This window comes from Rhizobium sp. 01T437 (assembly GCF_056398505.1).
Genome location: NZ_JBFTPM010000022.1, coordinates 40,168 through 66,277, shown reverse-complemented (window position 1 = coordinate 66,277; position 26,110 = coordinate 40,168). Strand labels below are relative to the sequence as shown.

Below are 26,110 nucleotides of genomic sequence, written 5' to 3'. Positions count from 1 at the left end.
CGCGTTCCTCTCATTTTATGTCCGCGTTCCGCGGAGCGTTTTCTTGCTCCTAAATCCAACCACCACGGCCACGAAATGTCCTTGCAAAGAGGATTTGCGTTTCAGCAAAGTTTCGAAGATTATTGCGCCAACCGTCCATTTTTCGAAGGTTCTTCGAATGTCTGACCTCGATAGTATCGATCTTGCGATTCTAAGGGCGCTGCAGATCAATGCCCGTATCACCAATGCGGAGCTCGCCGACAAGGTGGGACTATCGCCTTCCGCCTGTTCGCGGCGGCTCGATATTCTCGAAAAGAGTGGTGTCATCGGCGGCTATCATGCGCGGCTTTCGCACAAGGCGCTCGAATACAAGATGATCGCCATCGTGCACATCTCGCTGTCCGGCCAGTTCGCCAAGACGCTGTCAGAATTCGAGGCGGCAGTGAAACGCTGTCCGAACGTGCTCGTCTGCTACCTGATGTCCGGCGAATACGACTATATCCTGCGCGTCGCCGCCCGTGATCTGGAAGATTACGAGCGCATCCATCGAGACTGGCTTTCGGCGCTGCCGCATGTGGTGAAGATCAATTCAAGCTTTGCGCTGCGCGAAATCATCGACAGGCCGAATGTCGGCCTTTGAGCCCTTGCAAAGCCCTCGAAATCCTGCCCTAGCATGATGTTGCGGGCGTCTCCGCTTCAACGGCAAGACATGAAATCCAAGACTCACGGCTATATCTTCCTGCTCCTGGCACTGACGATCTTTTCAGCGCAGGACGCGATCTCGAAGCATCTTGGTTCAGCCTATTCGCCTATCTTCGTGACGATGGTGCGCTATTGGGCCTTCGGCCTGTTCACCGTGGTTCTGGCCTCGAAAATGCGCGGTGGCATCGCCGCCACTGCCCGCACGAAACATCCCTTTCTGCAGGTCTCACGCGGCATTCTGCTGGCCGTGCAGGTGGTGCTGGCAATCACCTGTTTTGCGCTGATCGGGCTTGCGCATTCGCAGGCGATCTTTGCCGCGACCCCAATCATCGTCGCACTGCTTGCCATTCCGCTGCTTGGGGAGAGGGTCGGCTGGCGCCGCTGGACGGCAATCGGCGTCGGACTTTGCGGCGTGTTGCTCATCCTCAAGCCGGAGGGCGGGTTCTTCGACGTAACCCTGCTTCTTGCCGTCGTCTCCTGCATCAACTTCGCGCTTTACGTGATCGCCACCCGTTACGTCAGCCGGCAGGATTCTGCGATGACGAGCTTTTTCTATACGGGTGTCGTCGGGGCTCTCGTCATGACACTGGCCGGCCCTTTTTACTGGACGCCGGTTCAGGGCTGGGACTGGATGTGGATGCTGGCCGTCTGCCTGACCGGCACCTCGAGCCACTATTTTCTGATCCGCGCCTATGACAGTCTCGATGCGGCCGCCGTCCAGCCGGTTACCTATATCCAGCTTGTCTATGCTTCTATCCTTGGCGTGCTCATCTACGGGGAGGAACTGACGCTGAACATGATCATCGGTTCGATCATCGTGGTCGCGGCCGGCATCTTCACGGTGTGGCGCGAACATGTCGTGGCGCGGCGAGCGGTCGTGCCGAATTGAGACTTTCGCAGCAATTTTAAATAAGCGCCTAAAGGCATTTCAATCTTCCCTGCCTATGCTCCTCCCGAATTCGTCACGGGGATAAGCATGATACGCAATCTCAAGATCACGGCCCGCAAGGCCGACCGCAGGAGCTGCCGCGTTTTTGGCAAGATCCGTTATCTGAACAACCAGGTAGATGCCCGCATCCTGGATATTTCCGCTACGGGTGCCGCACTCGAAGTCAAAGCGCCGCTTCATGCGGCCTCGGGCAGCAAGGTCCGCATCGAAGCCGAAAATCTCGGCCTGCTCGAAGGCGTCATCCGCTGGACACATAATGGTCGCGTCGGCATCCAGTTCGACGTGAATTCCAATGCCCGCGCGCTCATTGCCTCCTATTTCCGCTTCTTCCATCGCGAAGTGCCACGCGTTCGGTAAAGCTTTCCAGGACGGTGCCGCTTTGGCGGCATCGTCTTTGCCATTCTGTCATTTTCGCGATGTACTCCTTTGCCAATCATCCTAAGTTCATCGAACCGGGTGATGCATGATGTCAAAAGGAGTGTTTCCATGCCTTCCATTCTCGATGTGCCTGCAATGAGCCGTCGTTCCCTGCTCGGCGGTCTTGCCGCCACTTCCGGTCTAGTGCTGCTGCACCCGTTCAGCGCCCGCGCTGCCGCAAACCAGGCACATCTGCGGCTCATGGAAACGACCGACATCCACGTCAACGTCTTGCCCTATGACTATTATGCCGACAAGCCGAACGACACGATGGGCCTGTCGCGCACGGCAACGATCATCGACACGATCCGCGCGGAAGCCGTCAACTCGCTGCTGATCGACAATGGCGACGTGCTGCAGGGCAATCCGATGGGCGATTACATGGCCTATCAGCACGGCATGAAGGATGGCGACGTGCATCCGGTCGTCAAGGCGATGAACACGCTTGGCTATACGGTCGGCACGCTAGGGAACCACGAATTCAACTATGGCCTGGACTTCATGTTCAAGGTGCTGAACGGTGCGAATTTCCCGTTCGTCTGCGCCAACCTGACCAAGGGCCAGCTCGCTTCCGATCCGAAGCAGGACGATCTGTTCTTCAAGCCGTACATCATCGTCGAAAAGCAGATCAAGGACGGCGCCGGCAATGAAAGCCCGGTCAAGATCGGCTTCATCGGTTTCGTGCCGCCGCAGATCATGCTGTGGGACATCAAGAATCTTGAGGGCAAGGCGCAAACGCGCGATATCGTTCAGGCCGCCAAAGCCTGGGTGCCGGCCATGAAGGAAGCCGGCGCCGATATCGTCATCGCCCTTTCCCATTCCGGCATCGATGGCTCAGGCCCATCCGAGAAGATGGAAAACGCCTCGCTGCATCTCGCTGCCGTCGAGGGTATAGACGCGATCTTCACCGGCCACCAGCATCTGGTCTTCCCCGGCCCGAAAACCTGGGATGGCATAACCAATGCCGATCCGGTCAAGGGTACGCTGCATGGCAAGCCCGCCGTCATGGCTGGCTTCTGGGGTTCGCATCTCGGCCTGATCGACCTGCTGCTGGAGAAGGACGGCAACAGCTGGAAAATCGTCGCCTTCACCTCCGAAGCACGGCCGATCTACCATCGCGACGACAAGAAGAAAGTCGTTGCCGACGTCGCCGATAAGAAGGAAGTGGTCGAGGCCGCCAAGGCAGAGCATGAGGCAACGCTTGCCTATGTCCGCACGCCTGTCGGCAAGACCTCTGCGCCGCTCTATTCCTACTTCGCCCTCGTCGCCGACGATCCCTCCGTGCAGATCGTTTCGCAGGCTCAGACCTGGTACATCAAGCAGATGCTGGCCGATACGCAATTCAAGGATCTGCCGGTTCTCTCCGCCGCAGCCCCCTTCAAGGCCGGCGGCCGCGGCGGCGCGGACTACTATACGGATGTTCCGGCCGGCGATATCGCCATCAAGAATGTTGCTGACCTCTACCTCTATCCGAATACGGTTCAGGCCGTCGCCATCACCGGTGCGCAGGTGAAGAACTGGCTGGAAATGTCGGCCGGCATGTTCAACCACATCGAGCCCGGCTCCAAAGACGCGCTTCTGCTGAACAACGACTTCCCGTCCTACAATTTCGACGTGATCGATGGCGTGACCTATCAGATCGATCTGTCGCAGCCGCCGAAATATGATTCGTCGGGCAAGGCCGTCAATCCGGACTCCAACCGAATCCAGAACCTTGCCTTCGAGGGCAAGCCGATCGATCCGGCCCAGAAGTTCGTCGTCGTTTCCAACAATTACCGTGCCGGCGGCGGCGGCAGCTTCCCGGACATCGCCTCCGACAAGGTGATCTTCCAGGCGCCGGATACCAATCGCGACGTCATCGTCCGCTATGTCCATGATCAGGGCACGATCAACCCGTCCGCCGACGGCAACTGGACCTTCAAGCCCCTGCCCGGCACGACCGTCGTGTTCGAAAGCGGCCCGAAGGCCAAGCAGTACCTTGCCGACGTCAAGAGCGTGAAGATCGAGGATGCCGGCGAAGGCGCCGAGGGCTTCGCGAAGTTCAGGCTGGTTCTCTAAAGCCGCAGGGGCGCGGTTTCTTCAACCGCGCCCTTTTCGCTCAAACAATTTCTGCCTCAGCTTCGATGCGACGCAGAAGCAAGCCGAGTTCGGCCGGCGGCTTCTTTTCGATCCGGCGATATTGCCTGCCATCGCGGGTGCGGTGGACAAGCCCGAAATCGAAAAGCTCGCGGCGCAGCAGTGCCGCATCGCCGAAGAGATGCAGGCGGCTCAGCAAGTCGCTGATTTCGCGCTCCGTCAGTTCCGTGTTCGCCGGTATTTTCGACCACAGCAACCATAAGCAAAGCTCCTGCAGCCCCCTCCTGCCCGGCCAGCGTATCAGTTGACCATTGCCATCGAAATGGCGCGATGCCTTCAGCACACGGTCTTCGTCCGGCAAAGGCTGGGGATCCAGCTTCAGGCTCCAGTCCTTCAGGACTTCGGTGGAGTGCGCCACACTGCGGAAATGCTGGTAGTTGCGATAGCCCGCCGCGCGAGTCAGCAGATTGAGCATCTCGACATGGCTCGGTTTGTCAGCGAGCGCTTCGATCTGCTTGCGGAGAGATTTGGCAAAAGCCGAAAGATCGGCGATTTCCATTGGAAAGATAGATCTGGTCACGTCTTATCCTCAACGCGCCGTTCCCTGAAGAAGGTGTCGGTGGTCGCCGGCTTTCGACTTCGGCACAGGACAAGTGCTGATGATCTTTCTAAAGCAGGTTTAGCTTCCCTTGCGGGACGGCGACGCCTCGGTGAACTGCAGACCGTGACGCCGTTATAGCAAAGGCCGGAAACCCGTCAACCGTGCGGCTATTCGGCAGCCTCGGGAATGGCGTGCAGTCCGTCGATGCCCAGCATGTTGATGAGTTCGCCATGGCTCGGGCACATGGAGAGCCGTCGGCGGAAAGCTTCGATCAGCCACTGGCCGGCGGGACCTGGCGGGTTGGCGGCCTTGCGCATGGCGTAGATCGGGTATTCGCCCTGCTCGTAGGCCTCCAGCTTGATGGCGACCAGATTGCCCTTCATGATATCGTCACCGACGAGAGACACCGGCAAGCCGCCCCAGCCAAGACCGCCCTTGATGAGCTGGTGCTTGGTCGCAATGTCGCTGACGCGCCATGTCCTGTAAGACAGAACATTGAAATCCCGCCCCTTGGTAAGCCCAGAAGCGTCGGAGACCACGAGCTGGATCTCTTCACGCACATCGGCCAGCATCAGGGGCCGCTCGATACGCGCCAGCGGATGATCGGGCGCGACGACAGGAACCATGAAGGAATAGCCGATCTTTTCAGCTATCAGCGAATCTTCCTGCCTCACGAGCGCGCCGCCGATGCCGATGTCGGCTTTGTCGCTCAATACCATGTCCATGACCATGCCGAGCTCGCCGACATTGAGGTTGAGCGCAACGCTGGGGAATTTCTCGCGGAATTCACGCAGCTCCATCATGACGGCATTGGCTGGCACCATCACGCTTATCGCCAGAGAAAGCTCCGCCTCCAACCCCTGCTTCATGCTTTTCACGCGGGCGCGCATGACTTCGAGGTCAGCCATCAGGCGGCGGGCGTCTTCAAGCATCGCCTTGCCGGCATCCGTCAGCTTCGGCTGGCGGGCGCCGGAGCGCTCGAAGAGCGGCACTTCAAGCTGGGCTTCCAGATTGGCGATCGTATAGCTGATGACCGACTGTGCGCGGTTCAGCACACGCGAGGCGGCCGAAAAGCTACCGGTTTCGGCAACCGTCAGGAAAACCTGCAATTGATCCAGTGTCGGGTTGGGAAGCATCTTCCATCCAATCCATCGATAATTTTGATCGACATTATCCCAGTTTTTTCGATACTGGGCCAGCCTTATTTCTTGTCTCGAACACAGCGGCCCATCGCTCCCAACCGGCTGCTGAACCGCAATTCGAGAGGAAATTCAACCATGTCTTCCATTCTTCTTCTGACGTCCAGCCCGCGTTCGGAGTCCCTTTCCACGTCGATCGCTGTTGAACTGGCCGACAAGCTCAAGGCTCAGAACCCCGGCAGCGTCGTCGTTCGCCGCGACCTCGCCGCCAACCCGCTGCCGCACATCGACGATCTCTTCACCGCCGCCATCCGCAAGCCGCCGGAAGCCCGCACCGCCCAGGAAGCTGCTGCCGTCAAGACTTCAGACGAGCTGGTCAACGAACTGCTCGCAGCCGACAGCATCGTCATCGGCACGGGCCTCATCAACTTCAACATCTATTCTTCGCTGAAGACCTGGATCGATAATGTGGCCCGCGCCGGCCTCACCTTCAAGTATACCGAAAGCGGCCCGGTCGGCCTCGCCACCGGCAAGAAGGTCTATGTCGTCCTCGCTTCCGGCGGCGTCTATTCCCAGGGTCCGGCTGCCGGCATGAACCATGCCGTCCCGTATCTGAAGTCGGTTCTCGGTTTCCTCGGCATTACCGACATTGAAACCATCTATGTCGAGGGCCTCGCTTTCGGTCCGGAAGCTGCGGAAAAGGCCATCGGCGCTGCCAAGTCGCGCGTCGAGGAACTCGCTCTCGCTGCCTAATCTGCAAATTTAAAGTTCCACTCGAGGGGGCCGGCGCAAGCCGGCCCTTTCATTTTGCCGAGAAACCATCGACGAAGGACCGGACCGTTTCCAGGATTTCTTCAGAGAGTTTTTCGTCGTCGGCAATGCGTGCAAGGCCGACCGCACCCGTCATCAGGCACGAAACGATGATTGCTTTGCGGCGTGCGTCAACCTCGTCGACCGCGTTCATACGGCCTGTCATGTTTCCGAGATTCGTCTTCAGCTGTTCGGTCGCAAGCGAGCGGCATTTCTCGCCGCTGCGGGCAAGGTCGGCGGCCAGCGCGGCAAAGGGGCAGCCGCCGCTTACATCATCGCGATGGAGTTCGCTCAGGTAATTGGCGGAATATTCCGCCATCGGAATATCTGCCGGCGCCCTGCCCTCCAAACGCACTTTCGCTTCCCAGGATCCAAAAGCCAGCTTCATGGCTTCGGCCACCATGTCATCGCGTGATGCAAAATGCTTGTAGAAGCCGCCGACGGTCAGCCCGGCTTCCTTCATCAGATCGGCGACGCCGATACCCTCGAGCCCCTTCTCCCGCAGGCGCCTGGAGGCAATCTCGACGATCCTGTCGTGCGTCTTCTGTTTTTCGAGTTGCGAATGGCCCATTGACAATCTCCCGACATACGGACTTGACTCAAGTGGATTACAATCATAATCCTTGTAGATATCGATCATAATCCAGGTCGAGGTATTTTCCAATAGGAGCCATTCCCATGCGCCTCAAGAACAAGGTCGCGCTGATTACCGGCGGCAACAGCGGTATCGGGCTTGCCACCGCCAAGGTCTTCGTCGCCGAAGGCGCGAAGGTCATCATCACCGGCCGTAACCCGGAAACGCTCGCAGCGGCCAAGAAGGCGCTCGGTGGCGATGTGCTGGCGCTGAAGATCGATCTCACGGACGTCGCGGCAGCGGAAAAGATCTTCGCCGAGGCTGCTTCTGATGTCGGCAAGTTCGATATCGTCTTTGCCAATGCCGGCATCGGCGGCGCAACACCGCTCGGCCAGACCTCGTTGGAACAGTTCGAAAAGATCATCAACACCAACCTGACCTCGGTCTTCTTCACGGTTCAGTCCGCACTGCCACATCTGAACGATGGCGCTTCGGTCATTCTCAACGGCTCCGTCCACGCCGTTCTCGGTGCGCCGGGCTGGTCGGCCTACGCCGCCACGAAGGGCGCCGTGCGCTCCATGACCCGCAACCTCGCCTCCGAGCTCGCACCGCGCGGCATCCGCGTCAATCAGGTAACGCCGGGCGGCACGCGCACGCCGATCTGGTCGCCCTACGCGCAGACGGAAGATGCGATGACGGCACTGGAAGAAAAGCTCGGGAATATGAGCGCGCTCGGTCGCATGAGCGAAGCAGACGAGATAGCAAAGGCTGCGCTTTATCTCGCCTCTGATGATTCCAGCAATGTCACGGGAATCGAGATTACCGTCGATGGCGGCATGACGAGCGCTCCCTCCGGCGCCAAGATCTTCCGCACCGCCTGAGCGGACCTGATCTAGCTGACTTTTACGACACCGGAGCGGCCGACGACACAGTTGCGGCCGCTCTTCTTTGCCTCGTAGAGGCGGCTGTCTGCCGCCGAAAGCACAGTCGTGAAGCTGTCACCATCTTCGTCGGCGGTTGCGACACCTATGCTCACAGATACGGACGTGTCGTCAGGCGTCTTCACGCTGGTCACAATTGTCCAACGCAGGCGTTCGGCGAGCAGCAATGCCTCCTCATGGCCAGTACCAGGGCAAACGGCAACAAACTCTTCGCCGCCGAAGCGGAAGATGCGGTCGCTGGAGCGGAGTGTCGTTCCGAGCCTCGAGGCAATGGCCTTCAGAACCTCGTCGCCCTGCAGATGGCCGAAGCCGTCATTGACGTCCTTGAAATGGTCGGCATCGATGATGAGAACGGTCGCATATTGGCCCTGCCGAAGCGCCTCGCGCACCATCAGCGGCGCCTCCAGCTCCATACGGCTGCGGTCATAGACGCCGGTCAGCATGTCGCGGCCGGTGCGTTCCAGGAGATCGTTGTAGCGCTCGCGGAATGTCAGATCGCCGAAGAGGTCGCTGATCGAGCGGGCCGAGGCAGCAACGCCGGCCCGGCGGATACGGTATTCGTAGATGGCAAACATCAGGGAATAGAGGCAGACGGCCAGCATCTTGGCTTTCCATCCGGCCCAGAAGGCCGCCATCGGCACGCCCATGAAATAGTGCAGGCCGCTGAAGAAACAGATCTGGTCAAAGGTCAGAACCACGAGGCCCGAGATCATGAAGCGCAGCACCACGCGTCGACGCATGAAATCGCCAAGCTTTTCGTAGAGCAGAATGATGCCAAGCGAGTCGAGGTAGAGGATTGCCGTTCCCCACACCATCAGCCAGCCCATTTCCTTCAGGAAATCGACGTCTGCCGGATGACCGGGCGACAGTTCCAGCGGCTGATGAAGCTGCAGTACCCAGGCAATGGCGACGGTCAGGAGATTACCGAGAAACAGACCATAGATCGGCTGGCGAACGGTCGCCGCATCCTCCTGCAGGTAGAGCATGAGGATCATCATCAGCTTGCCGGAAAAGAAGATCGAAGAGCCCGGCGACACGTTCCCGAACGGCAGGGAAACATAGAAGACCGCAGCGAGATAGGTCTCCATGAAATGCATGACGCCGAGCGCCGTCAGGAAGACGCCCAATCCGAGGCGCTGGCGAAAATGCAGGAGACTGACCATCAGCACGAAATAGCCGACGGCTTCGAAGATGAAGAGCGCGGAGTTGAAGAGCTCCATCACGGTCCTCCGCCTACAACAGGACCGCGTGCGAGAGCCACAGCCGCCGCAGCGGATCTTCTGGTCAGTCGTCCGGAAAGCTCAAACACATGCGGCGCCCTGCAAAACCTGCAGGCGCCACCTTCACCATAATCCTTTAAGATTAGGTGAGCAAAGCAGCGATTTTCAGCACTGAAATGCTGTCATAGTTTTGAAAAACAACGGGAAATGCCGCTCAAACAAGCCTTGTCCGGCTAATGAGCGCTCAGACCTGCCGAAGCTTCTCGCCATCGCCGAAAAGGGACGGGCCGTGCTGATCGATGATCTGTTGCGCCTTGCGCACCGTGCATTCGATCGCATCATCGGACGAGGAAAAGAGATCGGCGCGAATGAACTTGCGCACGAGAACCTCTTCGCCAACCTTCTTTTCGATGCGGCCGGCCAGACGATACTGGCCGCCTTCCTTCTGCGGCTCCGCATAGATGGTGCAGTCGCCATAGAGCTGCGGTTCACCGGAAGGACCCGCAGCTGCCTCGGTGGAGGATTTACCGCCGCCGGAGAATACCGAAAGAATGTTTGAAAGAAACGAAGCCATAATTCGCCTTTAGCACGCAGTGCAGTGGACGCAAAGTCAAATGATCAGGTTTGCGAGGATCTCGTTTTCGGTAATGTCCTCGAAGCCCATGCCTGATCTTTCGAAATTGGCGACCAGCGTCGCGAAGTTTTCCGGAGCCGTCGTTTCGATGCCGATGAGGATCGAACCGAAATTGCGCGCCGATTTCTTGAGGTATTCGAAGCGCGCGATATCGTCATGCGGTCCGAGAAGGTTGAGGAAATCGCGCAGCGCGCCGGGGCGCTGGGCAAGACGCAGGATGTAGTATTTCTTCAGGCCGGCGTAGCGCATGGCCCTTTCCTTGACATCGGGCAGTCGCTCGAAATCGAAATTGCCGCCGGAGACAACGGCAACGATCGTCTTGCCCTTGATGGCCTCGCGATCCATGGCGGCGATCGCCGTCAGCGACAGGGCACCAGCTGGCTCCAGCACCACGCCTTCGACGTTGAGCATTTCCTGGATGGTAACGCAGATGGCGTTTTCCGGCATCAGCCGGACCTGATCGACCGAGAAGTCTTTGAGGGCTGCGAAATTCAGGTCGCCGATGCGGGCGACGGCCGCGCCATCGACGAAATTGTCGACCTTGGGAAGGGTCACCACCTGCCCGGCCTCGAGGCTGCGGCGCAGGCTCGGCGCGCCGGCAGGTTCGGTAAAGACGAAATCGGATTTCGCGACGATGCCGTCGAGATAGCCGGTGATGCCGGCGGCAAGGCCGCCGCCGCCGACCGGCAGGACGACCATGTCAGGCACCGTGCCTTCGGGAAGCTGCTGCATGATTTCTGCGGCAACGGTCGCCTGTCCCTCGATGATATCGACGTGGTCGAAGGGCGGTACCATGACGCCGCCGATCGCTTCCACATGATCGCGGGCGGCCTGATAGCACTGGTCGAAGAAATCGCCGATGAGCTCGATGGTGATGAAACCGGCGCCGAACATGCGCGTCTTGTCGATCTTCTGCTGCGGCGTGGTGACCGGCATGAAGACGACACCAGGCACGCCGAAATGGCGGCAGACGAAGGCAAAGCCCTGCGCGTGATTGCCGGCTGACGCGCAGACGAAAGTCTTGCCGCCCGCACCTTCGGCAATCGCCTTGCGGAAGAAATTGAACGCGCCGCGGATCTTGTAGGATCGCACCGGCGAAAGATCCTCGCGCTTCAGCCAGATATCGGCACCGTAGCGGGCGGAAAGGTGATCATTGAGCTGCAGCGGCGTAGCGGGGAAAAGGCTGCGCATTGCCTCTTCTGCGCCTTCGACATCGTGTCTTGTCACGGGCGTTCGTCCATTCTTCAAAAATCCAGACGTCGCTATGACACAGGCCGCTTGTGGAAAGAAGCCCGTTTGCGCCATTTGCGGTTCGCCCGATGAAAGGCTTCCTTAAGCGCGTCTTCAGATTGGGCCTAAGATCCAGGTTACGTGGACGGCTTTTAACTTGATGGCGCACAGCAATTGCTAATATGACGGCACGATGACATCCAAGATCACAAAGCTTCTGGCGTGGCTTCTTCTCGCCTTCATCCTGTTCGTCACAGTTTCGCCGATCGAATTGCGACCCCACACGATCGAAACACCTGACATCGACCGTGCCGCGGCTTACCTGGCGGCAGGGCTGGCTTTTGCTCTTGCTTATCCGAAACAATGGAAAACGGTTGCCGTGCTGCTGATCTTCGGCGCGGTCGCGATCGAATATCTGCAGTACCTGTCGCCGACGCGGCATGCGCGCCTTCACGATGCAGGCGTCAAGGCAATGGGCGCGGCACTCGGCCTGACCGTCGGCTGGGTTTTCAACAAGTGGCGTGAAGCGAAAACCGGGGCGAATGCCGCCGCGTAATTTGCCAGACGCTGACAACGGGCGGGAACGTTAGAGCCCACGCAACTGCAAGACCCAGAAGAAAAGCGGTGCCGCTGCCACCGCCGTTCCCGGTGAAGCCGTTGCATATTAGCTCGAGTTGGCTCCTCAGCATTGGCGTCGTCCGTATGCTTTTAATTTCGAGGCAAGAACCGGAGTTCCACGGAGCCGATACGCACCCATTCCCAAGCTCAGGTCATCGAGCGGTTTCGATGATCCTCCCGAAACAGATCAGAGGACCCATTTCAATGAGCAAGGAAGAAGAGAACAAGGCCGTCGTGGTGTGCTGGTTCACCGAATTTTGGGGCAAGGACGTCAACCTTGCCATCATCGACGAGATTGCGGCACCCGACATGCTGCTCAAATATTCGCTGCACGAACCCCGCCGCGGCCATGACGCCATCAAGGCATTCATGACCGATTTCCGCGCCGCATTTCCCGATCTCAACTTCTGGGGCACGGCCGATCTCATTGCCGAGGGCGACTATGTCGTCGGCCAGTGGGAGGGCGGCGGCACCCATACCGGTCCAGCCTTCAACGACTTCCTGATTGGCGGCCTCCCGGCCGCGACCGGCCGCAAGATGCATTTCACCGGCACCACGGTGCTGAAGCTGAGCGACGGCAGGATCGTCGAGGAGATCGGTCTCGATGACGGTGTAACCGCCCTCACCCAGCTCGGGCTGATGAAGGCTGCTTGATCGAAGCATTCTGTCGCTTGCCGGCTCCACGGCAAGCGACGTTTCACAGGTTTTCGGACGAGGTTCGCGCTTCCAGTGCGGACCTCTTTTTCGTTTGAACGGCATCACTCCAATGCGCTTGACCAGCCAGGGCATCAACGCCGGTCGGCAAGGCACTCCTCTCGGATGAAATCGGGTGGCTGCTATTCGGATTTGAAAGCAAGAATGGGAGTGTGTCCGACAGGATTTTGCGGGACGATCACTTCAACCATATGAGGCGATAAACCATGACCACGGCACATAAAGCTGCCATCTCGTTAGTCGCCGACGATCCTCGCTGGGCGCGTATCGTCGAGCGGGACAAGACTGCCGAAGGACATCTCTGGTATTCAGTCTCGACGACAGGCGTCTACTGTCGGCCGTCGTGTCCCTCCAGGATTGCCAATCCCAGGAATGTCCAGCTCCATGACAGTATCGAAAGCGCCAGGGCGACCGGATTCCGGCCTTGCCAGCGCTGTAATCCGGAAGGACCGTCGCTCGAATACGAGAACGCGACCCTCGTCGCGAAAGCGTGCCGCATCATCGAGGAGAGCGAGGAAGAGCCTTCGCTTGAAGAACTGGCTGATAGGGTCGGCCGCAGCCCGAGTTACTTCCACCGCGTATTCAAGGCCGTGACCGGGCTGACACCGAAGACCTATGCCGCGGCACATCGCGCTGAGAAGGTCCGTCAGGGCCTTGTCTCCGGCAATACCGTTACCGAGGCGATGTATGACGCAGGCTTCAATTCCAGCGGACGCTTCTATGAGAAGTCGACCGGCATGCTGGGCATGACGCCATCGCAGTATCGCGCCGGTGGTGTCAACGAAGAGATCAAGTTCGCGGTCGGGCAGACTTCGCTGGGCGCCATCCTCGTCGCCTCGAGCAGGAAGGGTGTTGTATCCATCCTCCTGGGTGACGATCCGGACAAGCTCGTCCACGATCTGCAGGACCGTTTTCCAAAGGCTCATCTGGTCGGCGCCAACAGGGATTACGAGGCGCTGGTCGCGCGCGTCGTCGGTTTCGTCGAGAAGCCGGGCGTCGGCCTCGATCTTCCCTTGGATGTCCGCGGCACCGCCTTTCAGCAACGTGTCTGGCAGGCGCTTCGGGAAATTCCCGTTGGTGAGACAATCTCTTACGCTGAAATCGCCCAACGGATCGGTTCGCCGCAGGCGGTACGTGCGGTCGCCGGAGCATGCGCGGCGAACAAGCTTGCCGTCGCTATTCCCTGCCATCGTGTCATTCGCAATGACGGCGCTCTTTCGGGCTACGCCTGGGGCGTCGAGCGCAAGCGCGCCCTGATCGACCGGGAAGTGTCTGATCTGGAGCCATCCGATCATGCGTGATCTGTTTGAAAGTATTGTCCCGCCGGACCCGCCAAGAGAGATAATGACTGAAGGGGCAATGCTGCTGCGTGGTGCCGCACTTCCTTTCGAAAACGACCTTCTGCGGGCGCTGGACGATATCACCGCGACATCTCCTTTCCGGCATATGGTCACACCGGGCGGCTACATGATGTCCGTCGCTATGACCAATTGCGGCCGGGCCGGGTGGGTCGCGGATCGGACGGGATATCGCTACGATCGCATCGATCCCGAGACAGGCAATCCCTGGCCGTCCATGCCGGACTCCTTTAGCGATCTGGCGGTCGCGGCCGCGACAGAGGTAGGGTATCAGGTGTTCCGGCCGGACGCATGCTTGATCAATCGCTATGAACCCGGTGCCCGGTTGTCGCTCCATCAAGACAAGAACGAGCGGGATTTTGCCCATCCGATTGTCTCGGTTTCGCTAGGCTTGCCAGCGACGTTCCAGTTCGGCGGCCTGAAACGCAACGACCCTGTGAAGACGTTCGCTCTCCGGCATGGGGACGTCGCAGTATGGGGCGGCCCGTCGCGCCTTTGTTATCACGGAGTGGCGGAATTGAAGGAAGGTCACCATGAGACCGTCGGACGCATGCGCATCAACCTGACTTTCCGCGGTGCGCTGTAACGGTTCGGCGCCGGAGCAAGGACGTTTCATATGGTCTCGCACGATGGATTCGACGCCAAGAACAGAAGGCGGCGGCTTTCCGGCACCGACACCACTTCCGATGCGTTTGACGAACTCTTCCATGCCGATCCCGCCAGATCGCTCGTGATGGCGTATTTCAATCAGTTGGTCATCGATGGCCTTGCGGAGTGGGATATGCTCGCCAACGGAGATATCCGGCTCTGTCTCCAAACAGGAGAGACGTTCCTGCTGGCGAAGACCGTGATCGTCCGCCTTGCGTGAGACCCTACGCTCGCTGGACCGATGCCACGTGTCGCGACACTTTGTGCCGGATACCGAAAAGAAGAACTCCGATTTGAGAGCAAGGACCGGAGTTCGGGCGAGCCGGCGGCCGGATAGTTTCGATCATGAGGACAGATGAAGGAGTTAGTTCAATGAACCTCGTGATTTCCAACACCAACTCGCGGCCTGCACCCGCGGCAAAGAATGCCAATCCTGGTATCGACACCCTCTCATACGCGATCGGCGAATGCGCCCCCGGCCGAGTGCTGGTCGCTCGTAGCGACAGAGGCGTCTGCGCAATTCTTATCGGCGACAAGGACGAAGATCTCACGGATGATCTTGTGAACCGGTTTCCCGAAGCCGGACTCATCGCAAACGAGATCGCGGTCCACGATGATCTGGCGAAAGCAATCCTCTTCGTGGAGAAGCCCGCTGACGGACTTCATCTCACGCTCGACATACGCGGAACGCCATTCCAGCGCCGCGTTTGGGAGAAGCTTTGTGCTATCCCTGCCGGCAAGACGACAACCTATATGGAATTGGCCCGTCATGTTGGCGCGCAGACCTCGCCCCGCGCGGTCGGCGCGGCCTGCGCCGCCAATCCAATTGCACTGGCGATCCCCTGCCACCGCGTCGTGCGCAGCGACGGCGATCTCGCGGGCTATCGCTGGGGTATCGAACGCAAGCGTGAGCTGCTCCGGAAGGAGGCGATAACATGAGCCTCCCTTCCCCGACTATCTCCCCGACCGCTGCGGACATGTCCACGGAGGCACGCGTAGCCAGCTACGACTGGCGGTCGCTCGCAGGCGATCTCGACAATTATGGCTGCGCCGTTCTGCCAAAGCTCCTCTCGCCGGATGAGTGCCTCGGCATCGCAATGCTCTATTCGGACGAAAGCCACTTCCGTAGTCACATCCACATGGCTCGGCATGGTTTCGGCAAGGGTGAATACCGCTATTTCAACTATCCGCTTCCGGGCCTGCTCGGTGGCTTACGGACGGCGCTCTATCCGCATCTCGCAGATGTTGCCAACCGATGGAATGCCCGCATGGGGATCGACGAACGCTATCCCGATACCCATTCGTCCTTTCTCGAACAGTGCCACGATGCCGGCCAGACGCGTCCCACACCGCTTTTGCTGCAATATGTTCCTGGTGACTTCAATTGCCTTCACCAGGATCTCTACGGCGATCTCGCGTTCCCGATCCAGATTGCGATCCTCTTGTCCGAACCCGGACAGGATTTCACAGGTGGCGAATTCGTGCTGACCGAACAGCGGCCGCGCATGCAAAGCCGCGCCGAGGTGGTCCCGCTTCGCCAGGGCGATGCCGTTGCCTTCGCCGTTCATAACCGGCCGGTACAGGGTTCGAAGGGGAACTACCGCGTGAACCTGCGCCATGGCGTGAGCCGCATCCGCACCGGCATGCGCCACACCGTCGGGATCATTTTCCACGACGCGCGGTAAGGACACGGTGGATGCCTCCGGAGCCATCAGGCGGCATCGCGCCTTTTCCGATTTGAAAGCAAGAACCGGATCGGCTGCACCGCAGCAAACTTCTATCCCTTAGATACAAACAGTTCCACAGGAGGCAAAAATGCCCGAAGTCATCCGCTTCGCATGGGGGATCAGCTCCCTCGGCGACTTCATTGTCGCCATGTCCGACAAGGGAATCGTCGCCTTGGAGTTCAGTTCGCAGCGCTCCGCAATGGAGGACGCCTTGCGCTTACGTTTTCCGGAAGCCGACGTCATTGACGGCCAGGCGGATCTCGGCGACGTCCTTGTGAAGGTGGGGCAGGCAATCGAGAACCCTGGCTTTGATCCTAATATTCCGCTCGATCTGCGCGGAACTCCCTACCAGACCAAGGTCTGGTCGATGCTGCGTGCCATACCCATGGGCGAAACGACGAATTATGGCGCGCTCGCGGCCAATTTGGGCACGCGCGATGCCCGAGACGTGACCGAAGCAATCGCTTCAAATCCCGTAGCCGTCCTCGTTCCGTGCCATCGCATCATCAAGAAGGACGGCTCGATCTCGGGCTACCGCTGGGGCTTTAAGCGGAAGCGCGACCTGCTGGCACGCGAGCACCGGCTCGGGACCCTCAAAACTGTCTAGAGACCGCGCAACTGCAACGCCCAGAAGAACAGCGGCACCGCTGCCACCGCCGTTCCCAATAGTAGAAAGGCACTCATCTTGAAGAGCCTGACGCGCCGCGTTTTTGCTCCATCCCAGTCGTAAACCATCGTCTTACTCCCACTAAGACAACACTTACTCAACCGCACAGTGCCTATATTTTTTGCAGCACTGACGCCATAGACAAGCGCTGCCTATGGTTTATCCACACTATACAAGCACATTCGAACACGTTTATGAAGATGGTGCGAGCGACGGGGATCGAACCCGTATAGCCTAAGGCCGAGAGATTTTAAGTCTCTTGCGTCTACCAGTTTCGCCACGCTCGCGCGCCGTCCAGATCAACGACTTAGGCGGATTCGTCAAGAAAATGTTTGCGCGGCTCTGTGGGTGGCGGAAAAACCTGTCTGGTAAACACTGTCCCAAAATAAAACGGCGGCCCAAAAGGACCGCCGTCTTGCAGAAAGATCTAGGCTGAACTCAGGCGAGCTTTGCAGCGATCTTGGCGACGTGTGCGCCCTGATACTTGGCAGCTTCGAGTTCGATTGCCGAAGGCTGGCGGGAGCCGTCGCCGTTGGTGATGGTGGACGCACCGTAGGGCGAGCCGCCCTTGACTTCTTCCGTGCCCATCTGACCCTGGAAGGCATAGGGAAGGCCAACATAGGCCATGCCGTGATGCAGGAAGGTCGGGACAAAGCCGAGGATCGTCGATTCCTGGCCGCCGTGCTGCGTAGCAGACGAGGTGAACATCGAGCCGAGCTTGCCGACGAGCTTGCCGGTGAACCACAGGCTACCGGTCTGGTCCCAGAAATTGCGCATCTGCGAAGTGACCGTGCCGAAGCGCGTGCCGGAGCCGACGATGATCGCGTCGTAGTCAGCCAGTTCATCGACGGTGGCGATCGGTGCTGCCTGATCGAGCTTGTAGTAGGAAGCCTTGGCGACTTCTTCGGAAACCAGTTCCGGAACGCGCTTGACGACGACATCAGCGCCGGCAGACTTCGCACCTTCCGCCACGGCATAAGCCATGGTTTCGATGTGGCCATAAGCCGAGTAGTAGAGGACGAGAATCTTCGCCATTGTTATCTCCATCAAGGATTGATTGAAATTCGTAACCGAGACCGTTCTAGCAGCGCATCCCGTTCAACATAGCCCTGCGCGCAAGAACTCACTGTTCACCGCCTGTAGACGAAATTTCACTTGCCGTTTCGTTTCGCCCCTTGGGCCGCTTCGCTTTGCCGTTTGCAAACTGGCCAAACGGCGCTACCTATTTTCAAGCTTCACACCACGGAAATATCCCCATGAGCAATGAGACTGTCGTTACCGCCGCCATGCTAGCCATCGGCGACGAGCTTCTTTCCGGCCGCACCAAGGACAAGAATATCGGCCACCTCGCCGATATGCTGACTATTTCGGGCATCGACCTGAAGGAGGTGCGCATCGTCGCCGACGAGGAGGATGCGATCGTCGAGGCGCTGAACGCACTTCGCGGCAAATACGATTATGTCTTCACGTCGGGCGGCATCGGGCCGACGCATGACGATATCACCGCGGATGCCGTCTCGAAGGCCTTTGGCGTTCCCTGCGAGCATGATGCGGCGGCGATGGTACTGCTTGCCGAAATGTACAAGCGCCGGGAGATGGAATTCACCGAGGCCCGCCAGCGAATGGCCCGCATGCCGCGTGGTGCTGCCCATATCGCCAATCCGGTATCGACCGCGCCCGGCTTCATCATCGGCAATGTCTATGTCATGGCGGGCGTCCCGCAGGTCTTCCAGGCCATGGTCGACAATGTGTTGCCGACGCTGAAGACGGGCACACCCGTCCTCTCGCTCGCTATTGCCTGCCCTTATGGCGAAGGCGAGATCGGCACACCGCTGGCGGCGATCCAGAAAGCGCATCCGGAAACCAGCATCGGCTCCTATCCGCGTTACGTGGGGCAGAAATTTTCAACGGAGATCGTGGTGCGCGGCCGTTCGCAGGATGTGATCGAGGCTGCAGGTGCGGACGTGCGGGCCATGATCGAGGATATCAGACGCAGGAAGGACATTGCCGAAAACCATTCGGCGGACGCGTGAGGACTGTTTGCGGTCTTGATCATGGTCAAGGAACCGCAGCGCGTTCCGGCGCATTCCCTTCCTCGCGGGCCATCATTTCAGCCGCAAAGGAGAATTGATATGTCTTATAAAACCATTCTCGCCATTCTGGATACAGCAGACAATAGCCGCGCCGTCGCCGATTTCGCCTTTGCCATTGCCGCAGAAAGCGGCGCCCATGTGATCGGCCTGCATGCCGAAACGATTGCCGCCGTGCCGCTGGTCGCGCCGATGGAAATTCCCGATCCGGTCGCCGTGCAGGCGCTTCAGGACATGGCCCATTCAGAGACTATCGCAGTCGAGCGGATTTTCCGCGCCCGTGCGGAGGCTGCCGGCGCTTCCTTCGAATGGCGCGCCTTTGCGACGTCGACGGGATACGGCTCGGCGCCGCTGATCGAAAGCGCGCGCAGCGCCGACCTGCTGATCGCCTCGCAGGCCGATCCCGCAAGACCCTCCGACAGCCACGTGAATGTCGACGAATTCCTGTTCGAAAGCGGTCGACCGGTACTGATTATCCCTTACGTCATCCGCCAGCCGAAGCCGATCAAGCGCGTGCTGATTGCCTGGAATGGCTCGAAGGAAGCGACGCGCGCCACCTTCGATGCCCTACCGATCCTGAAGGCTGCCGAAGACGTGGAAATCTTCTCTGTCGATCCGGCCGAGAACGCAACTCAATCGGCGACGATGGCCGGCGCCGAGATCGCCGCAACGCTTGCCCGCCACGGCGTGAACGTGACGCTTGCCACGGCCACAAGCGGCGACAAGAACGCCTCGCATGTCATCGAGAACCGGCTTTCGGACGACAGCATCGACCTTCTGGTCATGGGCGCCTACACGCATTCCTGGCTCTGGCAGGCGATCTTCGGCGGTACGACAAGGACGCTTTTGCAGTCCATGACGGCGCTGACATTGCTCTCGCGTTAAGGCCGCTCTTGCCTTTTGCCTCCAAATCCCGCTAATTGCGGCGACCGATGATATCAGGCTTCGGCATCCATCGCGCAGTTCCGGCTGCGCGATTTGCGTTTTGCCAGCCGATGTTCACTCGGTCGCCGGCAAACGGCGTGTCGTTTCTTCATGCCGCGGAGCAGCCCGATGTCCCTTCCCGATAAAGCCTTTCCCGTTTCCTGGGATCAGTTCCACCGCGATGCGCGTGCGCTTGCCTGGCGGCTCGCCGGCCTCGGCCAGGAGTTCAAGGCGATCGTCTGTATCACCCGTGGCGGCCTCGTTCCGGCGGCGATCATTTCGCGCGAGCTGAACATCCGCCTCATCGAGACGGTTTGCGTCGCGTCCTATCATGACTACGTCAACCAGGGCGACATGGTGCTGCTCAAGGGCATCGCGCCTGAACTGATGGAAAACGGCGGCGAAGGCGTGCTCGTCGTCGATGACCTTACCGATACCGGCAAGACAGCCGCCCAAGTGCGCGGCATGCTGCCGAAGGCGCATTTTGCCTGCGTCTACGCCAAACCCAAGGGCGTGCCGACGGTCGATACTTTCATCACCGAAGTCAGCCAGGACACCTGGATCTACTTCCCCTGGGATATGGGCTTCACCTACCAGGAGCCGATTGCCAAGGGTGCTCGCGGCTAACAGCCGCCGACGCGAGCAACTTCCGGTTTTACGACCGAAAATTGTCCCAATATTTGTCTCCCCGATAGCGGATTCCAGCCCCTGCTCGGTAACGTCCGTTTTATTTTATTAGCATAACGTCAGGCAACTACCGGTCGTAAAGGCCGGACGTAAAGTGGGGCTGAATGCGGTTGGGGAAGCGCAATGGCATGCTGGGGCAAGATTCGAACGGCAGCGGCCTTCGGGCTGATCGGCTGCCTGTTTCCTTATACGCCTGCCGGGGCCGAGCCGGCCTATATCGGCGTCGTGCGTGAATATGTGGAAACGCTCGTCCGGCCGACGGTCGAGGCTCCGGTCGTCGTAAAGGCAATCGAGGAGCAGAACGCCAAATTCCGCGATGTCAGCGAGATGGACATGCGGGTGCTGGACGAAACCTACCAGGCGGAGGTCGCCCAGGGCGATTTCCAGATGGTCAAGGCGCTGATGGCAAAATCCGTCTCGCATTATCTCAAATCGAAACAGGATGATTCGCAGGGAACGATCCTCGAATTCTTCGTCACCGACTGTCACGGACTGAATGTCGGCCAGAGCACCATCACGACGGACTACTGGCAGGGCGATGAGGACAAGTTTCTCCAAACCTTCGCCCGCGGTTCACAGGAGATCTATATCAGCCGGGCTGAGCGCGACGAGTCGACCCAGCTTCTGGAGACTCAAGCAAGCTTCGTGATCACCGATGAGACGGGCAAGCCGATCGGCACGGCGACCGTCACGATTGCCATCGACGCCCTCTAGAAAGTGCTGATTTCCTTCAACGAATCGCCATGCGCATTTGCGTCGCAAAAGCCATCCTAACTTTTGCCGCAGTCGATTTTTTTAACATTCCGGCCTTTCCCTTGCCTGAGCAGCGGCGCAAGCCCTTGTATTTTCAGGCTTCCCCAGACTTTCCCCAGTGTCCACAAGGCCATCCACAAGATGTTGTGGTTAGCATTCGGTTACGCTCCACCCCTTGACGGAATCAGCGGTTTCAAACTTAATGTTTCAGATGTTGCGGCGGCGACTGAACCGGAGGTAACGAGACCGGTTCTTCCAAGGAAAATTGAACGCAGAATCAGGGTGTTGGACCGCCAAGAGCGGTGACGTCCGAAGGCATTTCTGCGCCTTATTTCCGGCCTCAAAAAGCGACATCGGGGACTGGTAAAAATAAGCTGTTAACACTATATTTAGTGTTTGCAGCCAGCCTCACCACAAGATACAGGAAAATCATCTCCGGATGACAATCCTGTCACGAGACGGAACGAGCACTGGCGGCGCGAAGGGACAACGCGTAGCCGGACGGGAATTTTGCGCCCTTTCGGGTGCCAACAAGAGGTTAAGAACATGCGCATCGAACGTCGGTTTACGAAGGCTGGTCAGGGCGCCTATGCGGATATCGAATTCCGCAAAGCGACGAGCGAGATCAAGAACCCGGATGGGTCGATCGTCTTCCGCCTCGAAAACATTGAAGTTCCCGCGCAGTTTTCCCAGGTCGCCACCGACGTTCTGGCGCAGAAATATTTCCGCAAGGCCGGTGTCCCTGCCCGCCTGAAGAAGGTCGAGGAGAACAGTGTCCCCTCCTTCCTGTGGCGCTCCGTTGCCGACGACGCTGCGCTGAAGGACCTGCCGAAGGACGAACAGACCGGCTCGGAAATCGATGCGCGCCAGGTCTTCGATCGTCTCGCCGGCACCTGGACCTATTGGGGCTGGAAGGGCGGCTATTTCTCGTCCGAGGAAGATGCAGCAGCGTTCAAGGACGAGCTTGCCTATATGCTCGCCACGCAGCGCGTCGCGCCGAATTCCCCGCAATGGTTCAACACCGGCCTGCACTGGGCCTACGGAATTGATGGCCCCGGTCAGGGCCATTTCTATGTCGATCCCTTCACCGGCAAGATCACCAAGTCCAAGTCGGCCTACGAACATCCGCAGCCGCATGCCTGCTTCATCCAGTCCGTTGAAGACGACCTCGTCAACGAAGGCGGCATCATGGACCTGTGGGTTCGTGAAGCCCGCCTCTTCAAATACGGTTCCGGCACCGGCTCCAACTTCTCCATGCTGCGCGGCGAAGGCGAAAAGCTTTCCGGCGGCGGCCGCTCTTCCGGCCTGATGAGCTTCCTGAAGATCGGCGACCGCGCTGCCGGCGCCATCAAGTCTGGCGGCACGACACGCCGTGCGGCCAAGATGGTCGTCGTGGACATCGACCATCCCGATATCGAGGAATACATCAACTGGAAGGTCAAGGAAGAGCAGAAGGTTGCCGCTCTCGTGACCGGCTCCAAGGTCGTCGCCCAGCATCTGAAGGCGATCATGAAGGCCTGCGTCAATTGCGAAGGCGATAATGGCGATTGCTTCGATCCGGCCAAGAACCCGGCCTTGAAGCGCGAGATCCGCGCTGCCAAGAAGGACCAGGTTCCGGAAAACTACGTCCAGCGCGTCATCCAGTTCGCCCGCCAGGGCTACAAGGACATGGAGTTCAAGACCTACGACACGGACTGGGATTCGGAAGCCTATCTCACTGTCTCGGGCCAGAACTCCAACAACTCTGTCTCGATCAAGGATAACTTCCTGCGCGCTGTCGAGGAAGATGGCGATTGGAACCTGACCGCCCGCAAGGACGGTAGGGTCATGAAGACGCTGAAGGCCCGCGATCTCTGGGAAACGATTTCCTATGCCGCCTGGGCATCGGCCGATCCGGGCATCCACTTCAACACGACGATGAACGACTGGCACACCTCGCCGGCCGGCGGCTCGATCCGCGGCTCGAACCCGTGCTCGGAATATATGTTCCTCGACGATACGGCCTGCAACCTTGCCTCGCTGAACCTCCTGCAGTTCAAGGACAAGGCCACCAAGCGCATCAATATCGGCGACTACGAACACGCTGTTCGCCTGTGGACCGTCGTGCTCGAAGTCTCGGTGATGATGGCGCAGTTCCCGTCGAAGCGCATTGCCGAACTTTCCTACGAATACCGCACGCTCGGCCTCGGCTACGCCAATATCGGCGGCCTGCTGATGTCGACGGGCATTCCCTATGACAGCGCCGAGGGCCGCGCCATTGCCGGTTCGCTGACGGCGATCATGACCGGCGTCTGCTACGCGACCTCAGCCGAAATGGCTGCCGAACTCGGACCGTTCCCGAACTTCGCGCCGAACCGCGAGCATATGCTGCGCGTCATCCGCAACCATCGCCGCGCCGCGCATGGCGAAAACGCCGGCTATGAGGCGCTCTCGGTCAACCCGGTCGCCCTGATCCATTCGGAAAACCCGGACCAGGATCTCGTCGCCCATGCGAAGGCTGCCTGGGACAAGGCGGTCGAACTCGGCGAAAAGCACGGCTACCGCAACGCGCAGGTCTCGGTGATCGCACCGACCGGCACGATCGGCCTCGTCATGGATTGCGACACGACCGGCATCGAGCCTGACTTCGCTCTGGTAAAGTTCAAGAAGCTCGCCGGCGGCGGTTACTTCAAAATCATCAACCGCGCCGTTCCGGACGCGCTGCGCACGCTCGGCTATTCCGAAAGCCAGATCGCCGAGATCGAAGCCTATGCAGTCGGCCACGGCAACCTGAACCAGGCGCCGGCCATCAACCCCTCGACGCTGAGGGCCAAGGGCTTCACCGAAGAGAAGGTGGAGGCGGTCAACGCCGCTCTGAAGAGCGCCTTCGACATCAAGTTCGTCTTCAACCAGTGGACGCTCGGCGCCGACTTCCTGAAGACCACGCTGAAGGTGACCGACGAACAGCTCGGCGATATGAGCTTCAGCCTGCTCGACCATATCGGCTTCTCGAAGAAGGATATCGAGGCTGCCAATATCCACGTCTGCGGTGCGATGACGCTGGAAGGCGCGCCTTTCCTCAAGAAGGAACATCTGCCGGTCTTCGATTGCGCCAATCCGTGCGGCAAGATCGGCAAGCGTTACCTCTCGGTCGAAAGCCATATCCGCATGATGGCGGCTGCCCAGCCTTTCATTTCCGGCGCGATCTCCAAGACGATCAACATGCCGAACGAGGCAACGGTCGAGGATTGCAAGAACGCCTATATGATGTCCTGGAAGCTCGGCCTGAAGGCGAACGCCCTCTACCGCGACGGCTCCAAGCTGTCGCAGCCGCTCAACGCCTCGCTGATCGAGGACGAGAACGATGAGGATGCGCTTGAGGATCTGATCCAGCAGCCGGCAGCGGCCCAGACCGTGACGGTTACCGAGAAGATCATCGAGCGCGTGATCGAGCGTGTTTCCCGCGAACGCGAGAAGCTGCCGAACCGCCGCCAGGGCTATACCCAGAAGGCTGCCGTCGGCGGTCACAAGGTCTACCTGCGTACCGGCGAATTCGGCGACGGCCGCATCGGCGAGATCTTCATCGACATGCACAAGGAAGGTGCTGCCTTCCGTGCGATGATGAACAACTTCGCCATCGCCATCTCGCTCGGCCTGCAATATGGCGTGCCGCTGGAAGAATATGTGGAGGCCTTCACCTTCACCAAGTTCGAGCCTGCCGGCATCGTCATCGGCAACGACGCGATCAAGAACGCCACGTCGATCCTCGACTACGTGTTCCGCGAACTCGCCGTTTCCTATCTCGGCCGTCACGATCTTGCCCATGTCGATACGTCTGATTTCTCCAACACGGCGCTCGGCAAGGGCATCCAGGAAGGCAAGACGAACCTGCTCTCCACCGGCTGGACGCGCGGCTACAAGCCGACGCTCGTCCCCGGCACCGGCGGCGAACGCCAGGCCGGCGAGCCCAAGGGCGCAGCAACGGCAGCCCCTGCCCGTGCCTCCTCGATCGGCTCGGTGACCTCTTTTGCGGGTGCAGCCGCCCGCAAGCTGGAGCCGACAGTAGCCATCTCCACCTCCGAAATCGTCGCCTTCAAGCGCGACTATGAGGAGCGCGCCAAGGAGCTGGCCGAGGAGATCGCCGAAGAGGTGATCGAGGAAACCGGCACAGAGGCAACCGCCCTCTTCTCCGACAAGGCCGCAGCCGACGCTGCAACAGCCAAGACGGAAGCCAAGAAGAAGGAAGCCGAACGTCGCGCCCGCTCGATCATGCAGGGCTACACGGGCAACATGTGCGGCGAGTGCCAGAATTTCACGATGGTGCGCAACGGCACCTGCGAGAAGTGCGACACTTGCGGTGCGACCAGCGGCTGCAGCTGATGTCTTCGGGAAAATTCATGTTTCCGCGCAGCTAAATCCGGTCGGCATTTGAAGAAAAGGGCGAATTTACATCTTTCGATTGAGCAATAAGAAGAGAACAGCCTTCATTGCAGCCAATCGAAACTGATCCGCTCGGACACAGGTCCGATTTCCTTCAGAACAGACCAATCAGAAATCAACTCCAGGCGCGCAGGCGTCTGGAGTTTTTTGTTCAGAGGCGATTGGCAATCTCATGGCATTTGCCAGGCTCAGATCATCGCGGGAACGAGTGACGGCCAATGCTCTTGTGGCGA

At 59.3% G+C, this 26,110-nt stretch carries 26 protein-coding genes, 1 tRNA gene and 1 pseudogene; 19 read left to right on the top strand and 9 right to left on the bottom strand.

All coding sequences use genetic code 11. From position 1 onward, the window contains the following. Nucleotides 1–157 precede the first annotated feature (157 nt). From AC1DM5_RS30560 to AC1DM5_RS30545, 4 genes and pseudogenes are all read left to right on the top strand, one after another. Nucleotides 158–619, top strand: coding sequence for an Lrp/AsnC family transcriptional regulator (locus tag AC1DM5_RS30560; RefSeq protein ID WP_477822916.1), 462 nt, complete (start codon nucleotides 158–160; stop codon nucleotides 617–619). A gap of 69 nt (nucleotides 620–688) precedes the next feature. After that, nucleotides 689–1,570, top strand: a complete 882-nt coding sequence (locus AC1DM5_RS30555; protein ID WP_477822915.1) for a DMT family transporter — start codon at nucleotides 689–691, stop codon at nucleotides 1,568–1,570. An 87-nt stretch (nucleotides 1,571–1,657) separates the two neighbouring features. Then, a pseudogene (locus AC1DM5_RS30550) lies at nucleotides 1,658–1,972 on the top strand (PilZ domain-containing protein); the annotation flags it as partial. 144 nt (nucleotides 1,973–2,116) lie between these two features. Further along, nucleotides 2,117–4,105, top strand: coding sequence for a bifunctional 2',3'-cyclic-nucleotide 2'-phosphodiesterase/3'-nucleotidase (locus tag AC1DM5_RS30545; RefSeq protein ID WP_477976508.1), 1,989 nt, complete (start codon nucleotides 2,117–2,119; stop codon nucleotides 4,103–4,105). A 40-nt stretch (nucleotides 4,106–4,145) separates the two neighbouring features. Here AC1DM5_RS30545 and AC1DM5_RS30540 read toward each other — a convergent pair whose 3' ends face one another. Beyond that, nucleotides 4,146–4,703, bottom strand: coding sequence for a DUF2087 domain-containing protein (locus tag AC1DM5_RS30540; protein ID WP_477822913.1), 558 nt, complete (start codon nucleotides 4,701–4,703; stop codon nucleotides 4,146–4,148). A 188-nt stretch (nucleotides 4,704–4,891) separates the two neighbouring features. Continuing rightward, nucleotides 4,892–5,860, bottom strand: coding sequence for a LysR family transcriptional regulator (locus AC1DM5_RS30535; RefSeq protein WP_477822912.1), 969 nt, complete (start codon nucleotides 5,858–5,860; stop codon nucleotides 4,892–4,894). A gap of 141 nt (nucleotides 5,861–6,001) precedes the next feature. Between AC1DM5_RS30535 and AC1DM5_RS30530 the strand changes: the two genes are divergently transcribed. Then, a complete protein-coding gene (locus AC1DM5_RS30530; RefSeq protein ID WP_113325199.1) occupies nucleotides 6,002–6,616 on the top strand; it encodes an FMN-dependent NADH-azoreductase in 615 nt (204 codons plus the stop codon). A 49-nt stretch (nucleotides 6,617–6,665) separates the two neighbouring features. Here the strand turns inward: AC1DM5_RS30530 and AC1DM5_RS30525 are convergent, their stop codons facing one another. Beyond that, the gene (locus AC1DM5_RS30525) at nucleotides 6,666–7,244 is read right to left on the bottom strand and encodes a TetR/AcrR family transcriptional regulator (RefSeq protein ID WP_477822911.1); all 579 of its coding nucleotides are present in this window, start codon (nucleotides 7,242–7,244) and stop codon (nucleotides 6,666–6,668) included. A gap of 107 nt (nucleotides 7,245–7,351) precedes the next feature. Between AC1DM5_RS30525 and AC1DM5_RS30520 the strand changes: the two genes are divergently transcribed. Beyond that, nucleotides 7,352–8,128, top strand: a complete 777-nt coding sequence (locus AC1DM5_RS30520; protein WP_477976506.1) for an SDR family oxidoreductase — start codon at nucleotides 7,352–7,354, stop codon at nucleotides 8,126–8,128. Nucleotides 8,129–8,139: 11 nt separating this feature from the next. Here the strand turns inward: AC1DM5_RS30520 and AC1DM5_RS30515 are convergent, their stop codons facing one another. The 3 genes from AC1DM5_RS30515 to ilvA all read right to left on the bottom strand — a co-directional run bounded on the left by AC1DM5_RS30515 (nucleotide 8,140) and on the right by ilvA (nucleotide 11,269). Next, a complete protein-coding gene (locus AC1DM5_RS30515) occupies nucleotides 8,140–9,411 on the bottom strand; it encodes a GGDEF domain-containing protein (RefSeq protein WP_477822909.1) in 1,272 nt (423 codons plus the stop codon). A 241-nt stretch (nucleotides 9,412–9,652) separates the two neighbouring features. Then, complete coding sequence (locus AC1DM5_RS30510) at nucleotides 9,653–9,982, bottom strand: HlyU family transcriptional regulator (RefSeq protein WP_477822908.1); 330 nt, start codon at nucleotides 9,980–9,982, stop codon at nucleotides 9,653–9,655. A gap of 36 nt (nucleotides 9,983–10,018) precedes the next feature. Next, the gene (ilvA, locus tag AC1DM5_RS30505) at nucleotides 10,019–11,269 is read right to left on the bottom strand and encodes a threonine ammonia-lyase (protein ID WP_477822907.1); all 1,251 of its coding nucleotides are present in this window, start codon (nucleotides 11,267–11,269) and stop codon (nucleotides 10,019–10,021) included. Between the two features lie 196 nt (nucleotides 11,270–11,465). Between ilvA and AC1DM5_RS30500 the strand changes: the two genes are divergently transcribed. The 8 genes from AC1DM5_RS30500 (at nucleotide 11,466) to AC1DM5_RS30465 (ending at nucleotide 16,944) form a co-directional block, all read left to right on the top strand. Then, the gene (locus AC1DM5_RS30500) at nucleotides 11,466–11,828 is read left to right on the top strand and encodes a VanZ family protein (protein WP_477822906.1); all 363 of its coding nucleotides are present in this window, start codon (nucleotides 11,466–11,468) and stop codon (nucleotides 11,826–11,828) included. Nucleotides 11,829–12,094: 266 nt separating this feature from the next. After that, entirely contained in the window at nucleotides 12,095–12,544 is a 450-nt protein-coding gene (locus AC1DM5_RS30495; RefSeq protein WP_477822905.1) for an ester cyclase, read from the top strand. A 266-nt stretch (nucleotides 12,545–12,810) separates the two neighbouring features. Continuing rightward, nucleotides 12,811–13,905 carry a bifunctional DNA-binding transcriptional regulator/O6-methylguanine-DNA methyltransferase Ada gene (gene ada, locus AC1DM5_RS30490; RefSeq protein WP_477822904.1) on the top strand — a complete coding sequence of 365 codons (1,095 nt, stop codon included), beginning with the start codon at nucleotides 12,811–12,813 and terminating at the stop codon, nucleotides 13,903–13,905. Then, entirely contained in the window at nucleotides 13,898–14,548 is a 651-nt protein-coding gene (alkB, locus tag AC1DM5_RS30485) for a DNA oxidative demethylase AlkB (RefSeq protein WP_477822903.1), read from the top strand. The genes ada and alkB overlap by 8 nt, the downstream gene beginning before the upstream one ends. A gap of 30 nt (nucleotides 14,549–14,578) precedes the next feature. Continuing rightward, nucleotides 14,579–14,830, top strand: a complete 252-nt coding sequence (locus tag AC1DM5_RS30480) for a hypothetical protein (protein ID WP_477822902.1) — start codon at nucleotides 14,579–14,581, stop codon at nucleotides 14,828–14,830. A gap of 152 nt (nucleotides 14,831–14,982) precedes the next feature. Further along, complete coding sequence (locus AC1DM5_RS30475) at nucleotides 14,983–15,549, top strand: methylated-DNA--[protein]-cysteine S-methyltransferase (protein ID WP_477822901.1); 567 nt, start codon at nucleotides 14,983–14,985, stop codon at nucleotides 15,547–15,549. Then, entirely contained in the window at nucleotides 15,546–16,295 is a 750-nt protein-coding gene (locus tag AC1DM5_RS30470) for a 2OG-Fe(II) oxygenase (RefSeq protein WP_477822900.1), read from the top strand. Before AC1DM5_RS30475 ends, AC1DM5_RS30470 begins: the two co-directional genes overlap by 4 nt. Before the next feature lie 130 nt (nucleotides 16,296–16,425). Further along, nucleotides 16,426–16,944, top strand: coding sequence for a methylated-DNA--[protein]-cysteine S-methyltransferase (locus AC1DM5_RS30465; RefSeq protein ID WP_477822899.1), 519 nt, complete (start codon nucleotides 16,426–16,428; stop codon nucleotides 16,942–16,944). On the opposite strand, the gene AC1DM5_RS30460 is transcribed toward AC1DM5_RS30465, so the two are convergent. From AC1DM5_RS30460 to wrbA, 3 genes are all read right to left on the bottom strand, one after another. Next, the gene (locus tag AC1DM5_RS30460) at nucleotides 16,941–17,072 is read right to left on the bottom strand and encodes a hypothetical protein (RefSeq protein WP_477822898.1); all 132 of its coding nucleotides are present in this window, start codon (nucleotides 17,070–17,072) and stop codon (nucleotides 16,941–16,943) included. The genes AC1DM5_RS30465 and AC1DM5_RS30460 overlap by 4 nt on opposite strands. 133 nt (nucleotides 17,073–17,205) lie before the next feature. Continuing rightward, nucleotides 17,206–17,291, bottom strand: a tRNA-Leu gene (locus AC1DM5_RS30455). 151 nt (nucleotides 17,292–17,442) lie between these two features. Then, nucleotides 17,443–18,039, bottom strand: coding sequence for an NAD(P)H:quinone oxidoreductase type IV (wrbA, locus tag AC1DM5_RS30450; protein WP_007812977.1), 597 nt, complete (start codon nucleotides 18,037–18,039; stop codon nucleotides 17,443–17,445). Nucleotides 18,040–18,260: 221 nt separating this feature from the next. On the opposite strand from wrbA, the gene AC1DM5_RS30445 reads away from it, so the two are divergent. From AC1DM5_RS30445 to AC1DM5_RS30425, 5 genes are all read left to right on the top strand, one after another. After that, the gene (locus AC1DM5_RS30445; RefSeq protein WP_439014782.1) at nucleotides 18,261–19,037 is read left to right on the top strand and encodes a competence/damage-inducible protein A; all 777 of its coding nucleotides are present in this window, start codon (nucleotides 18,261–18,263) and stop codon (nucleotides 19,035–19,037) included. A 99-nt stretch (nucleotides 19,038–19,136) separates the two neighbouring features. Next, nucleotides 19,137–19,979: a universal stress protein gene (locus AC1DM5_RS30440; protein ID WP_477822897.1), complete on the top strand. Its 843-nt coding sequence runs from the start codon at nucleotides 19,137–19,139 to the stop codon at nucleotides 19,977–19,979. Nucleotides 19,980–20,147: 168 nt separating this feature from the next. After that, a complete protein-coding gene (gene gpt, locus AC1DM5_RS30435) occupies nucleotides 20,148–20,645 on the top strand; it encodes a xanthine phosphoribosyltransferase (protein WP_007812968.1) in 498 nt (165 codons plus the stop codon). 183 nt (nucleotides 20,646–20,828) lie between these two features. Further along, complete coding sequence (locus AC1DM5_RS30430) at nucleotides 20,829–21,419, top strand: hypothetical protein (protein WP_477822896.1); 591 nt, start codon at nucleotides 20,829–20,831, stop codon at nucleotides 21,417–21,419. Nucleotides 21,420–22,004: 585 nt separating this feature from the next. Beyond that, nucleotides 22,005–25,817 (top strand): vitamin B12-dependent ribonucleotide reductase, encoded by a 3,813-nt coding sequence (locus AC1DM5_RS30425; RefSeq protein ID WP_477822895.1) that lies wholly within the window; start codon nucleotides 22,005–22,007, stop codon nucleotides 25,815–25,817. The last annotated feature ends 293 nt before the right edge of the window (nucleotides 25,818–26,110 follow it).

Bases quoted from the DNA above. Each gene is read 5' to 3' on its own strand.
- AC1DM5_RS30560 (WP_477822916.1), top strand. From the start codon at position 158: ATGTCTGACCTCGATAGTATCGATCTTGCGATTCTAAGGGCGCTGCAG.
- AC1DM5_RS30555 (WP_477822915.1), top strand. From the start codon at position 689: ATGAAATCCAAGACTCACGGCTATATCTTCCTGCTCCTGGCACTGACG.
- AC1DM5_RS30545 (WP_477976508.1), top strand. From the start codon at position 2,117: ATGCCTTCCATTCTCGATGTGCCTGCAATGAGCCGTCGTTCCCTGCTC.
- AC1DM5_RS30535 (WP_477822912.1), bottom strand. From the start codon at position 5,860: ATGCTTCCCAACCCGACACTGGATCAATTGCAGGTTTTCCTGACGGTT.
- AC1DM5_RS30530 (WP_113325199.1), top strand. From the start codon at position 6,002: ATGTCTTCCATTCTTCTTCTGACGTCCAGCCCGCGTTCGGAGTCCCTT.
- AC1DM5_RS30525 (WP_477822911.1), bottom strand. From the start codon at position 7,244: ATGGGCCATTCGCAACTCGAAAAACAGAAGACGCACGACAGGATCGTC.
- AC1DM5_RS30520 (WP_477976506.1), top strand. From the start codon at position 7,352: ATGCGCCTCAAGAACAAGGTCGCGCTGATTACCGGCGGCAACAGCGGT.
- AC1DM5_RS30510 (WP_477822908.1), bottom strand. From the start codon at position 9,982: ATGGCTTCGTTTCTTTCAAACATTCTTTCGGTATTCTCCGGCGGCGGT.
- AC1DM5_RS30500 (WP_477822906.1), top strand. From the start codon at position 11,466: ATGACATCCAAGATCACAAAGCTTCTGGCGTGGCTTCTTCTCGCCTTC.
- AC1DM5_RS30495 (WP_477822905.1), top strand. From the start codon at position 12,095: ATGAGCAAGGAAGAAGAGAACAAGGCCGTCGTGGTGTGCTGGTTCACC.
- ada (WP_477822904.1), top strand. From the start codon at position 12,811: ATGACCACGGCACATAAAGCTGCCATCTCGTTAGTCGCCGACGATCCT.
- alkB (WP_477822903.1), top strand. From the start codon at position 13,898: ATGCGTGATCTGTTTGAAAGTATTGTCCCGCCGGACCCGCCAAGAGAG.
- AC1DM5_RS30480 (WP_477822902.1), top strand. From the start codon at position 14,579: ATGGTCTCGCACGATGGATTCGACGCCAAGAACAGAAGGCGGCGGCTT.
- AC1DM5_RS30475 (WP_477822901.1), top strand. From the start codon at position 14,983: ATGAACCTCGTGATTTCCAACACCAACTCGCGGCCTGCACCCGCGGCA.
- AC1DM5_RS30470 (WP_477822900.1), top strand. From the start codon at position 15,546: ATGAGCCTCCCTTCCCCGACTATCTCCCCGACCGCTGCGGACATGTCC.
- AC1DM5_RS30465 (WP_477822899.1), top strand. From the start codon at position 16,426: ATGCCCGAAGTCATCCGCTTCGCATGGGGGATCAGCTCCCTCGGCGAC.
- AC1DM5_RS30460 (WP_477822898.1), bottom strand. From the start codon at position 17,072: ATGGTTTACGACTGGGATGGAGCAAAAACGCGGCGCGTCAGGCTCTTC.
- wrbA (WP_007812977.1), bottom strand. From the start codon at position 18,039: ATGGCGAAGATTCTCGTCCTCTACTACTCGGCTTATGGCCACATCGAA.
- AC1DM5_RS30445 (WP_439014782.1), top strand. From the start codon at position 18,261: ATGAGCAATGAGACTGTCGTTACCGCCGCCATGCTAGCCATCGGCGAC.
- AC1DM5_RS30440 (WP_477822897.1), top strand. From the start codon at position 19,137: ATGTCTTATAAAACCATTCTCGCCATTCTGGATACAGCAGACAATAGC.
- gpt (WP_007812968.1), top strand. From the start codon at position 20,148: ATGTCCCTTCCCGATAAAGCCTTTCCCGTTTCCTGGGATCAGTTCCAC.
- AC1DM5_RS30430 (WP_477822896.1), top strand. From the start codon at position 20,829: ATGGCATGCTGGGGCAAGATTCGAACGGCAGCGGCCTTCGGGCTGATC.
- AC1DM5_RS30425 (WP_477822895.1), top strand. From the start codon at position 22,005: ATGCGCATCGAACGTCGGTTTACGAAGGCTGGTCAGGGCGCCTATGCG.